Genomic DNA, 20,454 nt, shown 5'->3' with positions numbered 1-20,454 from the left:
TTAAAGACTAACCAAGTTCCTCCTGCACTTTTCTTTTTGTCCGGATAAAGGTGATCAACTGGATGATTTCGTCTTCACTCAGCGGCTTGCCGTCAACAGAAATGTTAAAGTTAAGGCTGCTCCACGTGGTCAATTCAATGGTCTGAGGAGCAGTCTGCTTTTGTTTATCGCGGCCTAAAAGTTCATCGCAGGTTGTGTCAAAGAGGTCAGCCAGCATGGCAAGTGCCTCAAGCGAAGGCCGCCGGTAGCCTGACTCGTAGCCGGCATATGTGCTTTTTGCGATACCCAGAAGGTCAGCTGTATATTGAAGCGACCAATTTTTCTTTTTTCTCAATTCAGTTAAACGATCTAGATTCATGAACTTTCGCTCCTTTTTCACCTTGAGCTGATTATATCATATAGGTATTAGGAAGTGTACGCGAATTGAATAATAATGTCTTGCGTATTTTATTTTCCGTGTCTATAATTGCATTAAAAGTATGCGAAAAGCGAATGCCTTCTCGCAATCCATCTTTAGAGACAGTGAAGAGGTGCATGGTATGAAAAAATTATTGATGTTGACAACTGGGGGAACGATTGCTTCAGTTGAAGGAGAAAATGGGCTGGCTCCCGGAGTCAAGGCTGATGAGTTATTAAGTTACGTATCAAAACTTGATAACGATTACACGATGGAAACTCAGTCGCTTATGAATATAGACAGCACCAATATGCAGCCTGAATACTGGGTGGAAATAGCGGAAGCCGTTAAGGAAAATTATGATGCCTATGACGGATTTGTTATTACACACGGCACAGATACAATGGCCTATACATCTGCCGCACTATCATATATGCTGCAGTATGCCAAAAAGCCAATTGTCATCACCGGTTCGCAGATCCCGATCACGTTCCAAAAAACCGATGCCAAAAAAAATATTACAGACGCGATTCGCTTTGCCTGTGAAGGCGTGGGCGGCGTTTATGTTGTGTTTGACGGCAGAGTCATTCAAGGAACGCGCGCGATCAAATTAAGAACGAAAAGCTACGACGCATTTGAAAGCATCAATTACCCATATATCGCTTTTATCAATGAAGACGGGATCGAATACAACAAACAAGTAACGGAACCTGAGAACGACACCTTCACAGTTGATACTTCACTATGCACTGATGTATGTCTGCTCAAGCTTCATCCAGGCTTAAAACCTGAAATGTTTGATGCCCTGAAAAGCATATACAGAGGAATTGTCATAGAGAGTTATGGCAGCGGGGGCGTGCCGTTTGAAGGCAGAGACATTTTGTCAAAAGTGAATGAGCTAATCGAAAGCGGCATTGTCGTCGTGATCACAACTCAATGTCTCGAAGAAGGCGAAGATATGAGTATTTACGAGGTCGGCCGCAGAGTCAACCAAGACTTAATTATCCGATCCAGAAATATGAACACAGAAGCAATTGTGCCAAAATTGATGTGGGCACTCGGCCAGTCTTCAGATCTTCCAGTCGTCAAGAGAATTATGGAAACGCCCATTGCTGATGACGTTGTTCTGTAAACTGTCAGAAACTATGACCAACAAAGAGAGAAAGTAGGTTAAAGATTATGTTAAACGGCCAAAAAGAATACCGCGTGGAAAAAGATTTTCTTGGAGAAAAACAAATTGAAGCTGATGTTTACTACGGAATCCAGACGCTTCGTGCTTCTGAAAACTTCCCTATTACGGGATACAAGATCCATGAAGAAATGATTAACGCGCTGGCAATTGTAAAAAAAGCTGCAGCTCTTGCCAACATGGACGTGAAACGGCTGTATGAAGGAATTGGCCAAGCTATCGTACAAGCCGCTGATGAGATTCTGGAAGGCAAATGGCACGATCAGTTTATCGTCGATCCGATTCAGGGCGGTGCCGGTACTTCTATGAACATGAATGCGAATGAGGTGATCGGAAACCGGGCGCTTGAAATCATGGGACATCAAAAGGGAGATTATATCCATTTAAGCCCGAACACACATGTGAATATGTCACAGTCTACAAATGATGTGTTCCCGACCGCTATTCATATTTCCACATTGAAGCTGTTGGAAAAACTGCTGATAACAATGGAAGATATGCATAGTGTGTTCAAACAAAAAGCTCAGGAATTTGATTCTGTTATTAAAATGGGCCGGACACACCTTCAAGATGCTGTTCCGATTCGTCTTGGCCAGGAATTCGAAGCGTACAGCCGTGTTCTGGAGCGTGATATTAAACGGATCAAGCAATCACGCCAGCACCTGTATGAAGTCAACATGGGCGCAACTGCTGTGGGTACAGGCCTGAACGCCGATCCTGAATATATCAAACAGGTTGTGAAGCACCTTGCTGATATCAGTGGTCTTCCCCTTGTCGGAGCTGATCATCTCGTTGATGCGACACAAAATACAGATGCCTATACAGAGGTATCGGCTTCCTTAAAGGTCTGCATGATGAACATGTCTAAAATCGCAAACGACCTTCGTTTGATGGCATCAGGACCGCGCGCCGGCCTTGCGGAAATTTCTCTGCCAGCACGTCAGCCGGGTTCATCCATTATGCCGGGGAAAGTTAATCCGGTTATGGCCGAGCTAATCAACCAAATTGCGTTCCAGGTCATCGGAAACGATAATACAATCTGCCTTGCTTCAGAAGCCGGCCAGCTTGAATTGAACGTCATGGAGCCAGTGCTTGTCTTTAACTTGCTTCAATCCATCAGCATTATGAACAACGGCTTCCGTTCGTTCACTGACAATTGCTTAAAAGGCATCGAAGCCAACGAAAAACGTTTGAAACAATACGTGGAAAAAAGCGCAGGAGTGATTACTGCAGTCAATCCCCACCTAGGGTATGAAGCAGCAGCTCGAATTGCCCGTGAAGCAATAATGACAGGTCAATCAGTCCGTGATCTATGCCTGCAGCATGATGTGCTGACAGAAGAAGAGTTAGATCTTATTCTAAACCCATTTGAGATGACAAAACCAGGTATTGCAGGAAAAGAACTATTAGAAAAATAAAATTTTTAAAAATACAGCTTATTCATCCACGTATAGCCCGGATGAATAAGCTGTTTACAACATAGGGATGAGGAAGTATAGTATACGTGTTGCACTATTTATTGAAAGCGTTTTAGCTTTTTACATGAAGGGGGACTCCTTTTGAAGGATGTAAGACTGCCAACATTATTCGAAATTATAATTGTACTAGGATTATTTTTAGCACTTGTCATGTCATTTACTGTCTTTTTAGATATGCCGATACAGCTCGCGCTTTTCATTTCCTGGTTTATCGCTATGATTCTCGGAATCAGACTCGGTTATTCTTATAAAGATATGCAGAATGCTATTCTGTATGGTATATCAAACGGGCTTGAAGCCGTTCTGATTCTTGTTTCAGTAGGAGCGCTTATTGGAACATGGATCGCCGGAGGGATCGTGCCGACTCTGATTTACTATGGTTTAGAATTTATTCACCCTAGTATCTTTTTACTAGCAACGTTAATTATCTGTTCCATTATGTCTGTAGCAACCGGAACATCATGGGGAACAGTCGGAACTGCCGGCATTGCCATGATCGCAATTGGAGAAGGATTAGGCCTTCCGCTTCCTCTTGTAGCGGGCGCTATTCTTTCAGGCGCTTATTTCGGGGACAAGCTTTCTCCACTTTCAGACAGCACAGTTCTTGCATCTTCTCTATCGAAAGTGGATGTTTTAGACCATGTTAGGGCTATGCTCTTTTTATCTGTGCCAGCATATGTGATTACAGCAATTCTCTTTACAGTTACTGGTTTTATGTACGGCGGGAAAAATATTGATCTTGATAAAGTTGAATTTTTGAAATCTTCTTTGCAAAATACGTTTGACATTCATATTTGGATGCTGATTCCGGCTGTTGTTGTCATTGTCTTATTGGCGATGAAAAAGCCGTCGATGCCGGTAATCGTAATTGGCGCTTTGCTTGGAGCTATCTGGGCTGTTGTTTTCCAAGGCATGAACCCGGCGGATGCGGTTGCAACTGCCTACAACGGATTCTCGATTAAAACAGATGTTGAATTCTTGAACGGCCTGTTAAATCGCGGAGGCATCGTCGGAATGCTCGGTTCCCTAGTCGTCATTATCTTTGGTCTCGGATTTGGCGGTCTGCTTGAAAAGCTTGGCGTCTTAAAAGTGATCGTCTCTATGTTTGAAAAGAAATTAACGTCACCTGGCAACGTCACTTTATCTACGCTGATTGTAGCGTTTTTAGCGAACATCTTCGGCTGTGCGATGTATGTATCTATTATTTTGACACCGAAGATTATGGAAACCAGCTATGATCGATTAAATATCGACAGAAGAGTGCTATCCCGTAACTCAGAGGTCGGGGGAACATTGACTTCAGGTATGGTTCCTTGGTCTGATAACGGTATTTACATGGCGGGGATACTAGGAGTTTCTACCTTCTCTTATCTGCCGTTTATGTGGCTCAGTTTTGTTGCAATAGGTCTTGCTATTATCTATGGTTATACAGGAAAATTTATATGGTATACGAAAAACAATACAGGTAAAGCCGAAAAACTAGGCTAATAGGGGAGGATCACTGAATGATAGCGAAACACATGATTCGGACACTGATGATCGAAACGCCTTCGGTTCCCGGAAATCTTGGAAGGGTAGCTACGGCAATCGGCCTTCTGGGCGGAGATATTGGTGAAGTGGAGACGGTAAAGGTCGGTCCCAATTACACAATGAGGAATATTACCGTTCAAGTGGAGAATGAAGAACAGCTTCAGGAAGTGATCGCGGCTGTACAGGCCTTGGGAGAAGGGATCAGGCTTCACACCGTGTCTGATGAGGTCCTCTCCGCCCATGAAGGCGGAAAAATCCAAATAAAAAGCAAAATGCCAATCCGCTCACTGGCAGAGCTCGGACGTGTCTATACACCAGGTGTTGCAGACGTGTGCAGGCTGATTGAAAAAGAACCTGAAAAAGCGTCTATTTATACAACGATCAGTAATTCTGTAGCGATTGTAACGGATGGAACAGCAATTCTCGGTCTTGGAAATATTGGCTCTGTGGCAGGCATGCCTGTTATGGAAGGAAAGGCTGCTCTGTTTGATCAGCTGGCGGGTATTAGTGGCATTCCGATATTGCTTGATACGAGTGATCCTGAAGAAATCATCAAAACGGTAAAGCATATTTCTCCGGGTTTTAACGGCATTCTGCTTGAAGATATCGGCTCGCCGCATTGCTTCGAAATTGAGGACCGCTTAAAAGAGGAGCTGAACATCCCTGTTATGCACGATGATCAGCATGGTACAGCTGTTGTCACGCTGGCAGCTGCCATTTCGGCATGCAGGAGTGCGGGGGTTGACCTGAAAGAAGCGAAAGTGGGGCAAATTGGCCTGGGTGCAGCAGGCGTTGCCATTTGCCGGATGTTTATGGCCTACGGCGTGAAAGCTGTGTACGGAACAGACAAATCGGAGGCTGCAATGAACCGTCTCGAACAATACGGCGGACAGGCAGTTGCCAGCATTGAGGAGCTCATGGAAACCTGTGACATTGTCGTCGCTACAACGGGCGTTCCGGGGTTAATTAAACCAGCATTTGTACGTTCTGGTCAAGTGATATTGGCTTTATCGAATCCGAAGCCGGAAATTGAGCCGGAGGCCGCGCTGCAGGCTGGCGCCGCATATGCAGCGGACGGACGTTCTGTTAATAATGTGCTCGGTTTCCCGGGTATTTTTAGGGGAGCGCTCAACGCGAAAAGCAAGGAGATTAATCATGATATGCTTGTTGCCGCAGCAGAGGCCATCGCAGCCTGCACAAAGCAAGGCGATGTAGTCCCTCAGCCGCTTGATTCAAAAGTCCATCATGAAGTAGCAGCTGCGGTCGAGCATGCAGCTCTAACAGCAGTCAGATAAAGAAGTCAAACAGCACCTGGCATAAACAGGTGTTGTTTTTTCTCATCATATGTGATTTGCCTGCTGTAATTGCTGTGAAAATAAAAAAGGGTGTAATCAGCATGGCAAAAAGCCGAGCAAAAAAGAAACGGGAGCATCTGCTTTTAGTAATGGCGGACGCGACCTTCTTATTATCAGGAGGCAGCACACCATCGTTCAGTACATATGAAAGAATGGCAAAAAGTAAAAAAAGAGATATTGAATAAACGGAAGCATAAGAATCCTTCTCATCAATACGGCAGTTGATGAGAAGGATTTTTTTGCCTCAAAAAGATGCCTTGCATTCTTCTCTATCATTTCTTTTTTGAAAATGGGCATGTTTTTCCGATTCTTTCATACAATCTATTAAATCAAATCACTAGAGCGGGCGGGAGGAAACGGTATGCGAAAAATCTCTTATAAGGACATGTTTCTCCAATATGTTAAAGATCATCTCTCTCTTTATATATTTGTCTCAGTCCTGTTTTTCATGGGTGTCATCTTTGGCGCGATTATTGTCAACAGCATGACCATCAGCCAGAAAGAAGATTTATACTACTATTTAAGCCAATTTTTCGGACAGCTTTCGGATGGAAAACAGGCAAGTTCATCTGATATGTTTGGGCAAAGTATCTTTCATAATGCAAAGTATTTAGGGTTGATGTGGATATTGGGAATTTCTGTCATTGGGATGCCGATTATTTTTATCATGATCTTTCTGAAAGGCATCGTTGTCGGCTTTACTGTCGGGTTCCTTGTCAATCAGATGGGAGTCAGCGGTTTTTTCTTATCCTTTGTCTCCGTTTTGCCCCAAAATGTGCTGCTGATTCCGGCTTATCTCATAATGGGCACGTGTGCGATAGCGTTTTCTTTAAAGTTAATCAGGCAGCTGTTTGTGAAACGAAGCCTTCATGACGCGCCGATTCAGTGGTTCGGCCGGTATGCCTTTGTGCTTCTGGTCATACTGTTTTTAGCGCTCATTTCATCTTTCTTTGAAGCATATTTATCTCCAGTTTTAATGGAAAAGCTTACATCAAGACTTTTTTAAAATTATTATTAAAAGAAAATCGTTTTATTTATCAGTTTATAATAATTATAGTTGGAACTCCGCGCGTATTTTGTTATAATGAGTCATGGAATGCGGCGTAGGAGGGAAAGACATGGAAAACCGTATTGATCGAATTAAGAAACAACTGCACTCATCCAGCTACAAACTTACGCCTCAGCGTGAAGCGACAGTAAGAGTGCTGCTTGAAAATGAAGAAGACCATTTAAGCGCAGAAGATGTATACCTCCTCGTAAAAGAGAAATCTCCTGAGATCGGTCTCGCAACAGTATACCGTACGCTTGAATTATTAACTGAATTAAAAGTCGTTGATAAAATTAACTTTGGAGACGGCGTGTCCCGTTATGACCTTCGTAAAGAGGGGGCAGCTCACTTTCATCACCACTTGGTGTGCATGGAGTGCGGAGCCGTTGATGAAATTGAAGAAGATTTGCTTGAAGACGTGGAAGAAATCATTGAACGTGATTGGAAGTTTAAGATTAAAGATCATAGATTGACGTTTCACGGCATATGCCACCGCTGTAACGGAAAAGAAACTGAATAGACGGTGCCGAGCGCGAACCTTTTCTCATAGGGAAAGGGTTTTTTGCTGTTTCTATGTATAAAACCTTTCTGATTTGGCATATGGTTTAAATAACTGGAACCATAGGGAAAGGATCGATTAGGACATGGGAAGATTCCTAAAAACAGCTCTCGATGCATTGAAAGTTTTCATCCTGTTTACCGGTTTTACCGCTCTGTTCTATTATGCTATGATATGGGTGAATCAAGAGTATGAAAACTATCATCGGTACGATAAACCGGAAGGCTCCGCTGTAAAAGTTGTTGAAATGGATCAGGATGAAAAAGGCGGATGGTTCGACCGGTTGATCTTTTTTTACCAAAACGGGGAGTAGATAGAGTGAAAGATCAAATAAAGGATTTCATCCACTACGTCACGGTAGAGAGAGGGCTTTCCAAAAACACAGTGGTATCTTATGAACGTGACTTGAAAAGCTATTCTCTCTATTTAACAGAAACCCTTCATGTTACGGATTGGAATCACGTAACCCGTATACATATTATCCAATATCTAAAGCACTTGAAGGACTCGGGGAAATCCGGCAAGACATCGGCGCGTCATTTGGCCTCGATTCGCTCTTTTCACCAATTTCTGCTCAGGGAAAAGGTGACGGACAAGGATCCTTCCGTTCATATCGAAACACAAAAGACCGAACGGGCGCTTCCGAAGGTGCTCGCACTCAATGAGGTCGAACGATTATTGGACACGCCTAAACTGACGAGTCCTTTCGGCTATCGGGATAAAGCAATGCTGGAGCTGCTTTATGCGACAGGCATACGAGTCAGTGAAATGATTGAATTGAAAACGGCAGATGTTCATTTATCCATGGGTTTTGTCCGCTGCTTCGGGAAAGGAAGAAAAGAACGAATCGTGCCAATCGGTGAAGCGGCCGCTTCCGCCATTGAGGAATATATAACCAAAGCCAGGGGGAAACTGCTGAAGAACAATGTGTCTGACGCTCTCTTTTTAAATCATCACGGCAAACAGATCAGCCGCCAGGGATTTTGGAAAAACCTGAAGAAAATCGCACTGGAAGCGGGGATTAAAAAAGAGCTGACCCCGCATACCCTCAGGCATTCCTTTGCGACCCATCTGCTTGAGAACGGGGCTGATCTTAGAGCGGTGCAGGAAATGCTCGGCCATGCGGATATATCGACGACGCAAATTTATACGCATGTGACGAAAACAAGGCTGAAGGATGTGTACAAGCAGTTTCATCCGCGCGCCTAGCCGCAGGTGGCTGCGGCTTTTTTGTTTAGGGCGACAGAAAATATTGAAGTTTCTCATTATTTCTGAATGCATTGTCAACGGGAATGAAAACGGTTTATACTTGAGTTGTCTGACCTCTTAGCGATACAATAGACGTATAGAAAAAAAGGAGGCTTTCATGAGATGCCTGCATACAAATATAATCGTGTGTTTTTAATTGTGATGGACTCAGTCGGAATCGGCGAAGCGCCGGATGCCGCTGACTTTAATGACGAAGGCGCCAATACGCTCGGGCATATTGGTGAGCATATGAATGGATTACATATGCCGAATATGGCAAAGCTCGGCCTTGGTCTCATCGGAGATATCAAAGGTGTAGAAAAAACAGAACATCCGCTTGCGTATTATGGAAAAATGCAAGAAGCGTCTAACGGTAAAGATACCATGACCGGCCATTGGGAGATCATGGGCTTGTATATTGATAAACCGTTTAAAGTATTCCCGGAAGGCTTCCCTGATGAACTGCTTCAGGAGCTGGAAAAGAAATCTGGACGCAAAATTATCGGAAACAAGCCGGCTTCCGGCACAGCGATTTTGGATGAACTTGGCCAGGAGCACATGGAGACAGGGGCTTTAATTGTATACACATCTGCTGACTCTGTTCTGCAAATTGCCGCTCACGAAGAGGTTGTGCCGCTTGAAGAGCTGTACCGCATTTGTGAAACAGCGAGAGAGCTGACGCTTGATCCGAAGTATATGGTAGGCCGTATTATCGCACGGCCGTTCGTCGGAGAGCCGGGACAATTTAAACGGACACCAAACCGTCATGACTATGCGCTTAAGCCGTTTGACCGCACTGTTATGAATGAATTGAAAGACAGCGGTTTAGATGTGATCTCAATCGGAAAAATCTCTGATATTTATGACGGAGAAGGCATTACCTCGTCACGGAGAACAGTTTCCAATATGGACGGAATGGACAAGGTGATCGATACGCTGGGAGAAGACTTTACTGGTCTGAGCTTTGCAAACCTTGTTGATTTTGACGCTTTATTCGGACATCGCCGTGACCCAGAAGGCTACGGACGCGCGCTTGAAGAATTTGATGCACGTCTTCCGGAAGTATTTGAGAAAATGAAAGAAGACGATCTGTTAATCATTACAGCTGACCACGGTAATGATCCGATTCATCACGGAACCGACCATACACGCGAGTACGTGCCGATTCTCGCTTACAGCAAAAAACATCAGAAAGCGCAAATGCTGCCGCTTGCAGATACATTTGCTGATATCGGCGCTACGATCGCTGATAATTTCCAAACGAATAAACCGAAATACGGGAAAAGCTTTTTATCTTTATTACAATAGGGGGACTGTTTCTTGAAAGACAGAATTGAACGCGCAGCCGATTTTATTAAGCAAAACCTGCCGGAATCTCCGAAGATTGGCCTTATTTTAGGCTCAGGTCTTGGTATTTTGGCGGATGAAATTGAAAATCCGGTCAAGTTGAAATATGAAGACATACCTGAATTCCCGGTATCCACTGTTGAGGGACATGCCGGCCAGCTTGTGCTTGGCACCCTTGAAGGAGTGTCCGTTATAGCAATGCAGGGCCGTTTTCACTTTTATGAAGGCTATTCAATGGAGAAAGTCACCTTCCCTGTACGCGTGATGAAAGCGCTCGGCGTGGAAGCGTTAATCGTGACAAATGCTGCAGGCGGTGTCAACACAGAATTCCGTGCGGGAGACTTAATGATTATTACTGACCATATCAACTTTATGGGAACAAACCCGCTGATCGGGCCAAATGAAGCCGATTTCGGCGCCAGATTTCCAGATATGTCTTCAGCCTATGACAAAGACCTTTCCAGCTTGGCTGAAAACATTGCGAAAGACCTTAACATTCCAATTCAAAAAGGCGTGTATACCGCTGTGACAGGACCATCTTACGAAACACCGGCAGAAGTCCGCTTCTTAAGAACAATGGGCTCTGACGCAGTCGGCATGTCTACTGTTCCGGAAGTCATTGTGGCGAATCATGCAGGAATGCGTGTCCTTGGCATCTCCTGTATCTCTAACGCGGCAGCCGGCATTCTGGATCAGCCTTTAAGTCACGATGAAGTAATGGAAGTGACGGAAAAAGTAAAAGCAGGATTCTTACAGCTTGTAAAAGCAGTCGTCGCTCAGTACGAATAAAAGTGAAGTGATAGCAAGTTCAAAAGACAGCTGTGTCTGACATGACGCAGCTGTCTTTTTTTATGCCGAATTAAGATACGAAACATTTTCCATCAGTGGCGTATAAAACCATTCCGCTTGGAAAAAATAAAAAGGATTATGAAATGGAGGGCTTTTGAGATGAAACGTCTTTTATCCACTTTGTTGATTGGTATAATGCTGCTTACATTTGCGCCGTCTGCATTTGCAAAACAAGACGGAAAAGGTTCATCGGAGCTTGCTCATGAAGCGAAGTCTGCGGTGCTGATAGAACGTGACACGGGAAAAGTGCTTTACAACAAGAACAGTAATGAGAGACTGGCGCCTGCAAGCATGACGAAAATTATGACGATGCTTTTAATTATGGAAGCTTTAGATGAAGGCAAAATCAAAATGGGTGATAAGGTCCGTACGAGCGAGCACGCGGCTTCAATGGGCGGTTCACAAATTTTTCTTGAACCCGGTGAGGAAATGACAGTCAAAGAAATGCTGAAAGGCATCGCAATCGCATCGGGGAATGACGCCTCCGTAGCGATGGCTGAATTCATTTCCGGCTCTGAAGAAGAATTTGTGAAGAAAATGAATAAAAAAGCAAAAGAGCTGGGCTTGAAAAATACATCCTTCAAAAACCCGACCGGACTGACCGAGGATGAACACTACAGCTCTGCGTATGACATGGCAATCATGGCTAAGGAACTATTGAAATACGAATCAATAACGAAGTTTACCGGCACGTATGAAGACTATTTGCGGGAAAATACAGATAAAAAGTTTTGGCTTGTTAATACGAATCGGCTGATCAAGTTTTATCCTGGCGTAGACGGCGTAAAAACAGGCTATACAGGTGAAGCGAAATATTGTCTGACAGCTTCGGCTAAAAAAGGAAACATGCGGGCCATTGCGGTTGTGTTCGGAGCGAGCACACCTAAAGATAGAAACGCGCAAGTGACAAAGATGCTTGATTTCGCTTTTAGTCAATATGAAACACATCCTTTATATAAGCGAAATGAAATCGTAGCAAAAGTAAAGGTCAAAAAAGGCAAACAAAAATTTATCGAACTCTCTACTTCTGAGCCGATTTCAATATTGACGAAAAAAGGCGAGGATATGAAAAATGTGAAAAAAGAAATCAAATTGAATGACAATGTAAGTGCTCCTGTGCAAAAAGGCCAAGAGCTTGGCACACTCGTTCTGAAAAAGGATGGAGAAGTGCTCGCTGAAAGTCCTGTTGCTGCTAAAGAAGATATGAAGAAAGCCGGGTTCTTAACATTCTTGAAGCGGACGATGGGAGACTGGACAAAATTTAAGTAATTATGCCGAATGGCCACTAGTTTTGTCACGGTGAAGGAATTTATTCCGTCGAAATCGAAACACTCATTATCCGATCATATCAAGGAGGAATGAGCATGAGCCTTGGAATTGACATGCATGTCAAAGAATCTGTGCTTTGTATTCGATTAACAGGCGAACTCGATCACCATACGGCTGAAGCCCTGAAACAAAAAGTAACTCAATCATTGGAGAAGGATGATATTCGCCATATCGTGCTGAACCTAGAGGACCTTTCCTTTATGGACAGCTCGGGGCTTGGCGTTATTTTAGGACGATACAAGCAAATTAAACAAATTGGCGGGGAAATGGTCGTTTGCGCTATATCTCCTGCGGTAAAGCGGCTGTTTGATATGTCGGGTCTGTTTAAAATTATCCGTTTTGAACAATCTGAGCAGCAGGCGCTGCTAACGCTGGGGGTGGCATCATGAAAAACGAAATGCATCTTGAATTTTCTGCCCTCAGCCAGAATGAATCGTTCGCCCGTGTCACAGTTGCTTCGTTTATTGCCCAGCTTGACCCGACAATGGATGAACTGACCGAGATCAAAACCGTCGTGTCAGAGGCCGTAACGAATGCTATTATCCATGGATATGAAGAGGACTGTGACGGAAAAGTCTACATTTCAGTGACGCTGGAAGATCATGTCGTATATATGACCATTCGTGATGAAGGCAGGGGCATTACAGATCTTGAAGAGGCCCGCCAGCCTTTATTCACGACTAAACCTGAGCTTGAGCGCTCTGGAATGGGCTTTACTATTATGGAAAATTTCATGGATGATGTCAGTATTGATTCATCACCTGAGATGGGCACAACGATTCGCTTAACAAAGCACTTATCAAAAAGCAAAGCGCTTTGTAATTAAGGAGATTTGTTATGGATGTGGAGGTTAAGAAAAACGGCAAAAACGCTCAGCTGAAGGATCATGAAGTAAAGGAATTAATCAAACAAAGCCAAAATGGCGACCAGCAGGCAAGAGACCTCCTCATAGAAAAAAACATGCGTCTTGTTTGGTCTGTCGTACAGCGGTTTTTAAACAGAGGATACGAGCCTGACGATCTCTTTCAGATCGGCTGCATCGGGCTGTTGAAATCTGTGGACAAATTTGATTTAACCTATGATGTGCGTTTTTCAACGTATGCAGTGCCAATGATTATCGGTGAAATCCAGCGCTTTATTCGTGATGATGGAACCGTGAAGGTGTCTAGGTCTTTAAAAGAGCTCGGAAACAAAATCCGGCGCGCGAAGGATGAGCTTTCAAAAACACTAGGCAGAGTGCCGACGGTGCAAGAGATCGCCGACCATTTGGAAATTGAAGCAGAAGATGTCGTACTCGCCCAAGAGGCGGTAAGGGCTCCGTCTTCGATTCACGAAACCGTTTATGAGAATGACGGAGATCCAATAACCCTGCTTGATCAAATCGCTGACAACTCAGAAGAAAAATGGTTTGAAAAGATTGCCCTGAAAGAAGCGATCAGCGATTTGGAGGAAAGGGAAAAACTAATCGTCTATCTCAGATATTATAAAGACCAGACGCAGTCCGAGGTGGCTGAGCGGCTTGGGATTTCTCAAGTTCAGGTTTCCAGGCTTGAAAAGAAAATATTAAAACAGATTAAGGTTCAAATGGATCATACGGAAAGCTAGTCTGCCATGCAGGCTAGCTTTTTTGGTGTGCAAAAGCGTGGTAATTTATGGTCTTTTCGAGCGGATGAATGAGAACAAAATCGAACCACATACTACATATATAACCACCGAAAGATGGTGATCAATGATGGAACGACGTATATTTATCCGACTTCGCCACAGGGTGCTGGCCCATCCGGGAGATATCATCACGGTTGGAGATGCCGCGCAAATTGAAGGACAGCTTCAGCTGAAAAAGAAACTGTCGGCAATGCCGCTTTATCAGGTGAGCGAAAAAGATAAAAATATTGTAATTCTGGATATCATACAAGTCCTCAAAGCCATTCATTTACAAGATCCGACACTCGATGTTCAGACGGTAGGCGGAGCAGAAACCATTGTTGAAATTCAGTATCGGAAACGGCAATTATCAACGGTACTGTTTATCGGTGTCTGGCTGCTACTGTTTATCGGATCGTGTCTTGCCATCATGAACTTTCATGAAGATGTAAGCATGAGAGATGTTCATATCGCACTATATGAAATCATAACCGGAGAGAGAAATGACTATCCATACTTGCTTCAAATCCCATACAGCATCGGTTTGGGACTGGGGATGATCGTGTTTTTTAACCACATATTTAAAAAGCGCCTTAATGAAGAGCCCAGCCCGCTGGAGGTTGAGATGTTTAACTACCAGCTTGATCTCGACCAATATGTGGCCATGCATGAGAATCGAGAAACAATAAAGGACTTGCATGATCGTTAGTGTATTGTTCATTATTTTTGTCGGGCTCGGCGGAGGCATCACGGTAGGGGCTGGCTTCGTTGCTTTTTTAACCGTAATGGGAATTATTCCGCGGCTGATGCAGCTCACCAAAACGATGAGATTTGTTCAGGCCTATGAAGCGGCTGTTATTCTTGGCGCGGTATGCGGGGGATGGGAGACGCTTCAAATGAACCATCTTTTTTTAACAAAATGGCTTGCTGTGCCGGTCGGGCTGCTGGCTGGTGTGTTTGTCGGGATGCTTGCAGCTGCACTTACAGAGGTTTTAAATGTCTTGCCGATTCTAGCAAAACGAATCGGACTCAGAAGTAAAATCATTATCCTCTTAATGGCCATCGTGATGGGGAAAATCGCAGGATCTTTATTTCACTGGCTGTATTTTATTGATCATTCATAAGGAGGTTTCAAGATGACAAACATAAAAGAAAACTACAAATCAAAAGTGAAAACCTATCAGCCTAAGCCGCCTTACGTCTGGAACTGTGTAAAAGCCTTTTTGGTAGGCGGCCTGATCTGTGCGATCGGGCAAGGTCTGCAGAATTTTTATATCCATTTTTTTAATTTTAATGAAAAAACAGCAGGTAATCCAACAGCGGCAACACTGATATTAATTTCAGCACTGCTGACCGGGTTCGGCATCTATGACAGAATCGGACAGTTTGCAGGCGCGGGTTCAGCCGTGCCGGTTACAGGTTTTGCCAACAGTATGGCAAGCGCGGCTCTTGAATATAAAAGTGAAGGGTTAGTTCTTGGAGTAGCGACAAACATGTTTAAACTTGCGGGAAATGTCATTGTTTTCGGAGTTGTGGCTGCTTACATCGTCGGAATGATTCGGTTTGCTTTTGAGAAACTGATGTCATAGGAGGAGAAGAAAATGAAATTAACAGGAAAGCAAACCTGGGTATTTGAACATCCTTTATTTGTCAACTCGGCGGGAACGGCAACCGGACCAAAGGAAAAAGACGGGCCGCTCGGCTCTTTATATGATAAAACCTATGATGAGATGCACTGTAATCAAAAAAGCTGGGAAATGGCTGAACGCCAGCTGATGGAAGATGCTATTCGTTCAGCGCTTCAAAAAAATAACCTCACAATAGGTGATATTGATCTATTGCTGGCAGGCGACTTGCTGAACCAAAACGTGACGGCCAACTATGTGGCAAGACACTTGAACATTCCGTTTCTTTGTATGTTTGGCGCCTGTTCAACATCAATGGAAACTGTGGCTGTCGCGTCTGCCTTAGTTGACGGCGGGTTTGCCAAGAGGGCGCTCGCTGCCACAAGCAGTCATAATGCCACAGCGGAAAGACAGTTTCGTTATCCGACGGAATACGGAGGCCAAAAACCGGACACTGCCACTTCTACTGTCACCGGTAGCGGAGCAGTTGTCATCAGTCAGACACCGAGTGATATCCAAATCACAAGCGCAACTGTCGGAAAGGTTTCTGACTTAGGAATTACAGATCCGTTTGATATGGGATCGGCCATGGCTCCGGCTGCAGCTGATACGATTAAGCAGCATTTTAAAGACCTGAACCGGACAGCGGATGACTATGATCTTATCCTGACAGGTGACCTTTCCGGCGTCGGATCTCCCATCGTGAAAGACATTTTAAAAGAAGACGGTTATCCGGTTGGCACAAAGCATGATGATTGCGGGCTTTTGGTTTATACACCAGATCAGCAGGTCTTTGCCGGAGGGAGCGGCTGTGCTTGTTCAGCAATTGTCACCTACTCTCACATTTTTAAGCAGCTGAGAGAAGGAAAATTAAACCGTGTATTTGTCGTGGCGACCGGGGCGCTGTTAAGCCCGACGATGATTCAGCAAAAAGAATCCATCCCAACCATCGCCCATGGGGTTGTATTTGAGCGTGCAGGAGGTGCATCTTAACATGGACTACCTTTTGGCTTTTGTATGCGGCGGTGCCATTTGTATAGTCGGCCAGCTGCTTTTGGATATTTTCAAATTGACGCCAGCCCACGTCATGACATCATTTGTTGTGATCGGCGCGATCTTAGATGGTTTCGGCATTTACGATAAATTTATTGAATTTGCCGGAGGCGGGGCCACCGTTCCGATTGTCAGCTTCGGCCACAGTCTTCTGCACGGTGCCATGCACCAGGCGCATTTACACGGATTTATCGGAATTGGAATGGGGATATTTGAGCTGACTTCTGCCGGTATCTCAGCCGCCATTCTCTTCGCCTTTCTTGTAGCTGTTATTTTCAAACCGAAAGGATAATGCTGACATGACGATAAAACGCAAGGTCATACTGGTAACAGACGGAGATGTGTATGCCTCTAAAACAATTGAATACGCCGCAAGCCAAGTGGGAGGGCGATGTATTTCACAATCAAAAGGCAACCCTTCCACCCGAAGCGGCGCGGAGCTTGTCAAGCTGATCACCTCTGCACCGTATGATCCTGTTTTTGTCATGTTTGACGACTCCGGCCTTCAAGGAGAGGGTCCGGGAGAATCCGCTCTGATCTATGTTGCCACCCATCCGTCAATTGAAGTGCTCGGAGTGATTGCGGTCGCGTCAAAAACCCATCAGGCTGAATGGACCAGGGTTGACGTAAGCATTGACCGCAATGGAGAAATAACTGAATACGGCGTGGATAAAGTCGGAGAGAGGGAATTTGATGAACACAGAATGAGCGGAGATACAGTCTATTGCCTTGATAAACTTGATCTCCCGCTTATTGTCGGTATCGGGGATATCGGCAAAATGGGCAGAAAAGACGATATCTCAATAGGGTCGCCAATCACCATGAAAGCGGTCGAGTTTATTTTAGAAAGGAGCGGGTATCATGCCGGATCACAAGGAAGAGAAAATTCGGGTTTATCGAGATCCAGCCAAAAATGAAGCGTATTTTAAAAATCGGGTCGGAATGGGAACCAGCTATGATGTGGGGGTTCGCAAGCTTAATATCTTAGATAAGGAAATACATCTTTACTATCTGAATGGATTATCCGACACCGCTTATATCATTCATTTAATGAGAGAACTTGTTTTCATTAACAATCGGGATGAAGATCCAGATCAACTGGTTAATATTGTCGAAAACAGGCTTCTTAATGCCCAGGTTGAAAAAGTAAAAACGCTGGATGAAACAACTGACCAAGTGCTGTCCGGATTAGTTGCAGTCATTGTTGAAGGCGCAGGCTTCGCATTTATTATTGATGTCAGAAGCTATCCGGGCAGAAATCCGGAGGAACCTGATACAGAGAAGGTGGTAAGGGGAGCCAGAGACGGATTTGTTGAAAATATCGTCGTCAATACGGCTCTTCTCAGAAGGCGGATCAGGGACGAACGTCTTCGCATCAAGATGACAAAGGTCGGCGAGCGATCAAAAACGGATCTTAGCATCTGTTATATTGAAGATATTGCAGATCCAGATCTAGTTGACATCGTGGAAAAAGAAATTGCTGCCATCGATGTGGACGGGTTAACAATGGCTGACAAAACAGTAGAAGAATTTATCATTAAACAAAGCTACAATCCGTATCCGCTCGTCCGCTATACAGAAAGGCCGGATGTAGCGGCTAATCATGTACTTGAAGGCCATGTCATTATTATGGTTGATACATCACCGAGTGTGATTATCACCCCGACAACTTTGTTCCACCATGTTCAGCATGCTGAAGAATACAGGCAGGCGCCTGCAGTCGGCACCTTTTTAAGATGGGTAAGATTCTTCGGTATCATTGCATCCACTATATTTCTTCCGATCTGGTTTCTCTTTGTCCTGCAGCCGGACCTGCTTCCTGAAAATATGGATTTTATTGGTTTGAATAAGAATACACATATCCCGATCATTCTGCAAATATTCTTAGCTGATTTAGGGATCGAGTTTCTCAGAATGGCTGCCATTCATACCCCGACAGCTTTATCCACGGCGATGGGTATCATTGCCGCTGTGCTGATCGGACAAATTGCCATAGAGGTTGGCCTGTTTTCTCCAGAGGTTATTCTTTACGTTTCACTTGCAGCGATTGGAACCTTTGCCACACCTAGTTATGAATTAAGTTTGGCAAACAAAATGGGCCGTCTCACTCTCATGATACTCGTTGCTTTATTTCATGTAAAAGGGCTCGTTATCGGATTTACAGTGTTAATTATTGCCATGGCCAGCATCAAATCTCTTCAGACACCGTATTTGTGGCCGCTGATTCCCTTTAACGGCAAGGCGCTGTGGCAGGTGCTGATCCGTACAGCAAAACCTGGTGCAAAAGTAAGACCAAGTATCGTTCACCCAAGAAATCGCTTAAGACAGCCTACCAATTCATAATCGCATTGAAACTGCCTGAAGAGTATGATAATGTATGTCTTAATTATGAAGGGACAGTCCATAAAACTGTCCTTTTCACCCATAAGCGGAGAAAGAGGGAATGACATTGTTCTTACATGGCACAAGCAGACAAAATCAACATGGGCATTTAGAAATCGGAGGTGTGGACGCTCTTTATTTAGCTGAAAAATATGGCACACCTCTTTACGTATATGATGTGGCTTTAATACGTGAGCGTGCTAAAAGCTTTAAGCAGGCATTTATTACTGCAGGGCTGAAAGCACAGGTGGCATATGCGAGCAAAGCGTTCTCATCAGTTGCAATGATTCAGCTCGCTGAGGAAGAGGGACTTTCTTTAGATGTCGTGTCCGGGGGAGAGCTTTATACAGCTGTTGCTGCAGGCTTTCCGGCAGAACGCATTCACTTTCATGGGAATAACAAGGGCAGAGAAGAACTGCGGATGGCACTTGAGCATCGCATCGGCTGCATTGTGGTGGATAATTTCTATGAGATTTCGCTTTTGGAAGACCTATGTGAAGAAACGGGACACTCAATTGATGTTCTTCTTCGGATCACGCCCGGAGTAGAAGCGCATACGCATGACTACATTACAACTGGTCAGGAAGATTCAAAGTTCGGTTTCGACCTTCATAACGGACAAACTGAACGGGCGATTGAGCAAATATTACACTCACAACATATTCAGCTGCTCGGTGTCCATTGCCATATCGGTTCGCAAATTTTTGATACGGCCGGGTTTGTGTTAGCCGCAGAAAAAATATTCAAAAAACTGGACGAGTGGAGAGAATCATATTCGTTTGTATCCAAGGTGTTGAATCTTGGAGGAGGTTTTGGCATCCGTTATACGGAAGACGATGAACCGCTTCATGCAACTGAATACGTTGAAAAAATTATCGAAGCTGTGAAGGAAAATGCAGCCCGTTACGGTTTTAACATTCCGGAAATTTGGATCGAACCGGGACGTTCTCTTGTGGGAGACGCGGGTACAACCCTTTATACGGTTGGCTCTCAAAAAGAAGTGCCGGGCGTCCGCCAGTATGTGGCTGTAGACGGAGGCATGAACGACAATATTCGTCCTGCCCTTTATCAGGCTAAGTATGAAGCTGCGACAGCCAACCGTATCGGAGAAGCGCATGACAAAACGGTTTCAATTGCCGGAAAGTGCTGTGAAAGCGGCGATATGCTGATTTGGGATATTGACCTGCCGGAAGTAAAAGAAGGCGATCTTCTTGCCGTCTTTTGTACAGGCGCTTACGGGTACAGCATGGCCAACAATTACAATCGAATTCCGAGACCTGCCGTTGTATTTGTAGAAGATGGAGAGGATCACTTAGTCGTGAAGCGAGAAACATACGAGGATATTGTGAAACTTGACCTGCCCTTTAAAACGAGTGTAAAGCAATAAAAAGGCGCCGATTTCTGAAGTGACCCCCTAAAGT

24 protein-coding genes are annotated in these 20,454 nt (G+C 44.4%); 23 read left to right on the top strand and 1 reads right to left on the bottom strand.

Annotated features, from left to right (window positions below; all coding sequences use genetic code 11):
* Nucleotides 1-7: 7 nt before the first annotated feature.
* Nucleotides 8-358, bottom strand: coding sequence for an HTH-type transcriptional regulator AnsR (gene ansR, locus MOF34_RS16085; protein ID WP_019714857.1), 351 nt, complete (start codon nt 356-358; stop codon nt 8-10).
* Nucleotides 359-539: 181 nt separating this feature from the next.
* Here ansR and ansA point away from each other — a divergent pair, with 181 nt between their 5' ends.
* The 23 genes from ansA to lysA all read left to right on the top strand — a co-directional run bounded on the left by ansA (nt 540) and on the right by lysA (nt 20,420).
* On the top strand, nt 540-1,529 hold the full coding sequence (ansA, locus tag MOF34_RS16080) for an asparaginase (protein WP_019714856.1): 990 nt from the start codon (nt 540-542) through the stop codon (nt 1,527-1,529).
* A 47-nt stretch (nt 1,530-1,576) separates the two neighbouring features.
* Nucleotides 1,577-3,004, top strand: coding sequence for an aspartate ammonia-lyase (aspA, locus tag MOF34_RS16075; RefSeq protein WP_019714855.1), 1,428 nt, complete (start codon nt 1,577-1,579; stop codon nt 3,002-3,004).
* A gap of 141 nt (nt 3,005-3,145) precedes the next feature.
* Complete coding sequence (gene mleN, locus MOF34_RS16070) at nt 3,146-4,552, top strand: malate-H+/Na+-lactate antiporter MleN (protein WP_268400831.1); 1,407 nt, start codon at nt 3,146-3,148, stop codon at nt 4,550-4,552.
* 17 nt (nt 4,553-4,569) lie between these two features.
* Nucleotides 4,570-5,889, top strand: coding sequence for a malic enzyme-like NAD(P)-binding protein (locus tag MOF34_RS16065; protein WP_268400830.1), 1,320 nt, complete (start codon nt 4,570-4,572; stop codon nt 5,887-5,889).
* Between the two features lie 101 nt (nt 5,890-5,990).
* On the top strand, nt 5,991-6,134 hold the full coding sequence (locus MOF34_RS16060) for a hypothetical protein (protein ID WP_268400829.1): 144 nt from the start codon (nt 5,991-5,993) through the stop codon (nt 6,132-6,134).
* Between the two features lie 176 nt (nt 6,135-6,310).
* Nucleotides 6,311-6,955, top strand: coding sequence for a stage II sporulation protein M (gene spoIIM, locus MOF34_RS16055; protein ID WP_268400828.1), 645 nt, complete (start codon nt 6,311-6,313; stop codon nt 6,953-6,955).
* A gap of 112 nt (nt 6,956-7,067) precedes the next feature.
* A complete protein-coding gene (gene fur, locus MOF34_RS16050; RefSeq protein ID WP_003223972.1) occupies nt 7,068-7,517 on the top strand; it encodes a ferric iron uptake transcriptional regulator in 450 nt (149 codons plus the stop codon).
* A gap of 124 nt (nt 7,518-7,641) precedes the next feature.
* Nucleotides 7,642-7,869 carry a YqzK family protein gene (locus MOF34_RS16045; RefSeq protein WP_003223970.1) on the top strand — a complete coding sequence of 76 codons (228 nt, stop codon included), beginning with the start codon at nt 7,642-7,644 and terminating at the stop codon, nt 7,867-7,869.
* Between the two features lie 5 nt (nt 7,870-7,874).
* On the top strand, nt 7,875-8,765 hold the full coding sequence (gene xerD / locus MOF34_RS16040) for a site-specific tyrosine recombinase XerD (RefSeq protein WP_268400827.1): 891 nt from the start codon (nt 7,875-7,877) through the stop codon (nt 8,763-8,765).
* A 162-nt stretch (nt 8,766-8,927) separates the two neighbouring features.
* A complete protein-coding gene (deoB, locus tag MOF34_RS16035; RefSeq protein ID WP_019714850.1) occupies nt 8,928-10,112 on the top strand; it encodes a phosphopentomutase in 1,185 nt (394 codons plus the stop codon).
* Between the two features lie 12 nt (nt 10,113-10,124).
* Nucleotides 10,125-10,940 carry a purine nucleoside phosphorylase I, inosine and guanosine-specific gene (locus MOF34_RS16030; RefSeq protein ID WP_019714849.1) on the top strand — a complete coding sequence of 272 codons (816 nt, stop codon included), beginning with the start codon at nt 10,125-10,127 and terminating at the stop codon, nt 10,938-10,940.
* Nucleotides 10,941-11,099: 159 nt separating this feature from the next.
* Nucleotides 11,100-12,269, top strand: a complete 1,170-nt coding sequence (gene dacF, locus MOF34_RS16025; protein ID WP_268400825.1) for a D-alanyl-D-alanine carboxypeptidase DacF — start codon at nt 11,100-11,102, stop codon at nt 12,267-12,269.
* Nucleotides 12,270-12,364: 95 nt separating this feature from the next.
* The gene (gene spoIIAA / locus MOF34_RS16020) at nt 12,365-12,718 is read left to right on the top strand and encodes an anti-sigma F factor antagonist (protein WP_019714846.1); all 354 of its coding nucleotides are present in this window, start codon (nt 12,365-12,367) and stop codon (nt 12,716-12,718) included.
* Nucleotides 12,715-13,155: an anti-sigma F factor gene (gene spoIIAB, locus MOF34_RS16015; RefSeq protein ID WP_019714845.1), complete on the top strand. Its 441-nt coding sequence runs from the start codon at nt 12,715-12,717 to the stop codon at nt 13,153-13,155. The genes spoIIAA and spoIIAB overlap by 4 nt, the downstream gene beginning before the upstream one ends.
* An 11-nt stretch (nt 13,156-13,166) precedes the next feature.
* Nucleotides 13,167-13,934 carry an RNA polymerase sporulation sigma factor SigF gene (sigF, locus tag MOF34_RS16010; RefSeq protein WP_019714844.1) on the top strand — a complete coding sequence of 256 codons (768 nt, stop codon included), beginning with the start codon at nt 13,167-13,169 and terminating at the stop codon, nt 13,932-13,934.
* Nucleotides 13,935-14,061: 127 nt separating this feature from the next.
* A complete protein-coding gene (gene spoVAA, locus MOF34_RS16005) occupies nt 14,062-14,682 on the top strand; it encodes a stage V sporulation protein SpoVAA (RefSeq protein WP_029317068.1) in 621 nt (206 codons plus the stop codon).
* Entirely contained in the window at nt 14,672-15,097 is a 426-nt protein-coding gene (gene spoVAB / locus MOF34_RS16000) for a stage V sporulation protein SpoVAB (RefSeq protein WP_268400823.1), read from the top strand. The genes spoVAA and spoVAB overlap by 11 nt, the downstream gene beginning before the upstream one ends.
* A gap of 12 nt (nt 15,098-15,109) precedes the next feature.
* On the top strand, nt 15,110-15,562 hold the full coding sequence (spoVAC, locus tag MOF34_RS15995; RefSeq protein ID WP_019714841.1) for a stage V sporulation protein AC: 453 nt from the start codon (nt 15,110-15,112) through the stop codon (nt 15,560-15,562).
* Between the two features lie 12 nt (nt 15,563-15,574).
* Nucleotides 15,575-16,591: a stage V sporulation protein AD gene (spoVAD, locus tag MOF34_RS15990; protein WP_268400822.1), complete on the top strand. Its 1,017-nt coding sequence runs from the start codon at nt 15,575-15,577 to the stop codon at nt 16,589-16,591.
* Nucleotide 16,592: 1 nt separating this feature from the next.
* Complete coding sequence (gene spoVAE, locus MOF34_RS15985; RefSeq protein ID WP_019714839.1) at nt 16,593-16,943, top strand: stage V sporulation protein AE; 351 nt, start codon at nt 16,593-16,595, stop codon at nt 16,941-16,943.
* 7 nt (nt 16,944-16,950) lie between these two features.
* Nucleotides 16,951-17,568 carry a stage V sporulation protein SpoVABEA gene (gene spoVAEA, locus MOF34_RS15980; RefSeq protein ID WP_019714838.1) on the top strand — a complete coding sequence of 206 codons (618 nt, stop codon included), beginning with the start codon at nt 16,951-16,953 and terminating at the stop codon, nt 17,566-17,568.
* On the top strand, nt 17,513-18,994 hold the full coding sequence (spoVAF, locus tag MOF34_RS15975) for a spore germination protein SpoVAF (protein WP_268400821.1): 1,482 nt from the start codon (nt 17,513-17,515) through the stop codon (nt 18,992-18,994). The genes spoVAEA and spoVAF overlap by 56 nt, the downstream gene beginning before the upstream one ends.
* Nucleotides 18,995-19,100: 106 nt before the next feature.
* Nucleotides 19,101-20,420 (top strand): diaminopimelate decarboxylase, encoded by a 1,320-nt coding sequence (lysA, locus tag MOF34_RS15970; protein ID WP_268400841.1) that lies wholly within the window; start codon nt 19,101-19,103, stop codon nt 20,418-20,420.
* Nucleotides 20,421-20,454 lie beyond the last annotated feature (34 nt).

The organism is Bacillus sp. T17B1, from assembly GCF_026796395.1.
Classification (GTDB): Bacteria; Bacillota; Bacilli; order Bacillales; family Bacillaceae; genus Bacillus; species Bacillus spizizenii_A.
Note: the sequence above shows the minus strand (reverse complement) of the source record. Positions and strands in the feature narration are given on the sequence as shown.

Excerpts from the sequence above, each read along its gene's own strand:
- ansR (WP_019714857.1), bottom strand. The coding sequence starts at position 358 with ATGAATCTAGATCGTTTAACTGAATTGAGAAAAAAGAAAAATTGGTCG.
- ansA (WP_019714856.1), top strand. The coding sequence starts at position 540 with ATGAAAAAATTATTGATGTTGACAACTGGGGGAACGATTGCTTCAGTT.
- aspA (WP_019714855.1), top strand. The coding sequence starts at position 1,577 with ATGTTAAACGGCCAAAAAGAATACCGCGTGGAAAAAGATTTTCTTGGA.
- MOF34_RS16065 (WP_268400830.1), top strand. The coding sequence starts at position 4,570 with ATGATAGCGAAACACATGATTCGGACACTGATGATCGAAACGCCTTCG.
- MOF34_RS16060 (WP_268400829.1), top strand. The coding sequence starts at position 5,991 with ATGGCAAAAAGCCGAGCAAAAAAGAAACGGGAGCATCTGCTTTTAGTA.
- spoIIM (WP_268400828.1), top strand. The coding sequence starts at position 6,311 with ATGCGAAAAATCTCTTATAAGGACATGTTTCTCCAATATGTTAAAGAT.
- fur (WP_003223972.1), top strand. The coding sequence starts at position 7,068 with ATGGAAAACCGTATTGATCGAATTAAGAAACAACTGCACTCATCCAGC.
- MOF34_RS16045 (WP_003223970.1), top strand. The coding sequence starts at position 7,642 with ATGGGAAGATTCCTAAAAACAGCTCTCGATGCATTGAAAGTTTTCATC.
- deoB (WP_019714850.1), top strand. The coding sequence starts at position 8,928 with ATGCCTGCATACAAATATAATCGTGTGTTTTTAATTGTGATGGACTCA.
- dacF (WP_268400825.1), top strand. The coding sequence starts at position 11,100 with ATGAAACGTCTTTTATCCACTTTGTTGATTGGTATAATGCTGCTTACA.
- spoIIAA (WP_019714846.1), top strand. The coding sequence starts at position 12,365 with ATGAGCCTTGGAATTGACATGCATGTCAAAGAATCTGTGCTTTGTATT.
- spoIIAB (WP_019714845.1), top strand. The coding sequence starts at position 12,715 with ATGAAAAACGAAATGCATCTTGAATTTTCTGCCCTCAGCCAGAATGAA.
- sigF (WP_019714844.1), top strand. The coding sequence starts at position 13,167 with ATGGATGTGGAGGTTAAGAAAAACGGCAAAAACGCTCAGCTGAAGGAT.
- spoVAA (WP_029317068.1), top strand. The coding sequence starts at position 14,062 with ATGGAACGACGTATATTTATCCGACTTCGCCACAGGGTGCTGGCCCAT.
- spoVAB (WP_268400823.1), top strand. The coding sequence starts at position 14,672 with ATGATCGTTAGTGTATTGTTCATTATTTTTGTCGGGCTCGGCGGAGGC.
- spoVAC (WP_019714841.1), top strand. The coding sequence starts at position 15,110 with ATGACAAACATAAAAGAAAACTACAAATCAAAAGTGAAAACCTATCAG.
- spoVAD (WP_268400822.1), top strand. The coding sequence starts at position 15,575 with ATGAAATTAACAGGAAAGCAAACCTGGGTATTTGAACATCCTTTATTT.
- spoVAE (WP_019714839.1), top strand. The coding sequence starts at position 16,593 with ATGGACTACCTTTTGGCTTTTGTATGCGGCGGTGCCATTTGTATAGTC.
- spoVAEA (WP_019714838.1), top strand. The coding sequence starts at position 16,951 with ATGACGATAAAACGCAAGGTCATACTGGTAACAGACGGAGATGTGTAT.
- spoVAF (WP_268400821.1), top strand. The coding sequence starts at position 17,513 with ATGCCGGATCACAAGGAAGAGAAAATTCGGGTTTATCGAGATCCAGCC.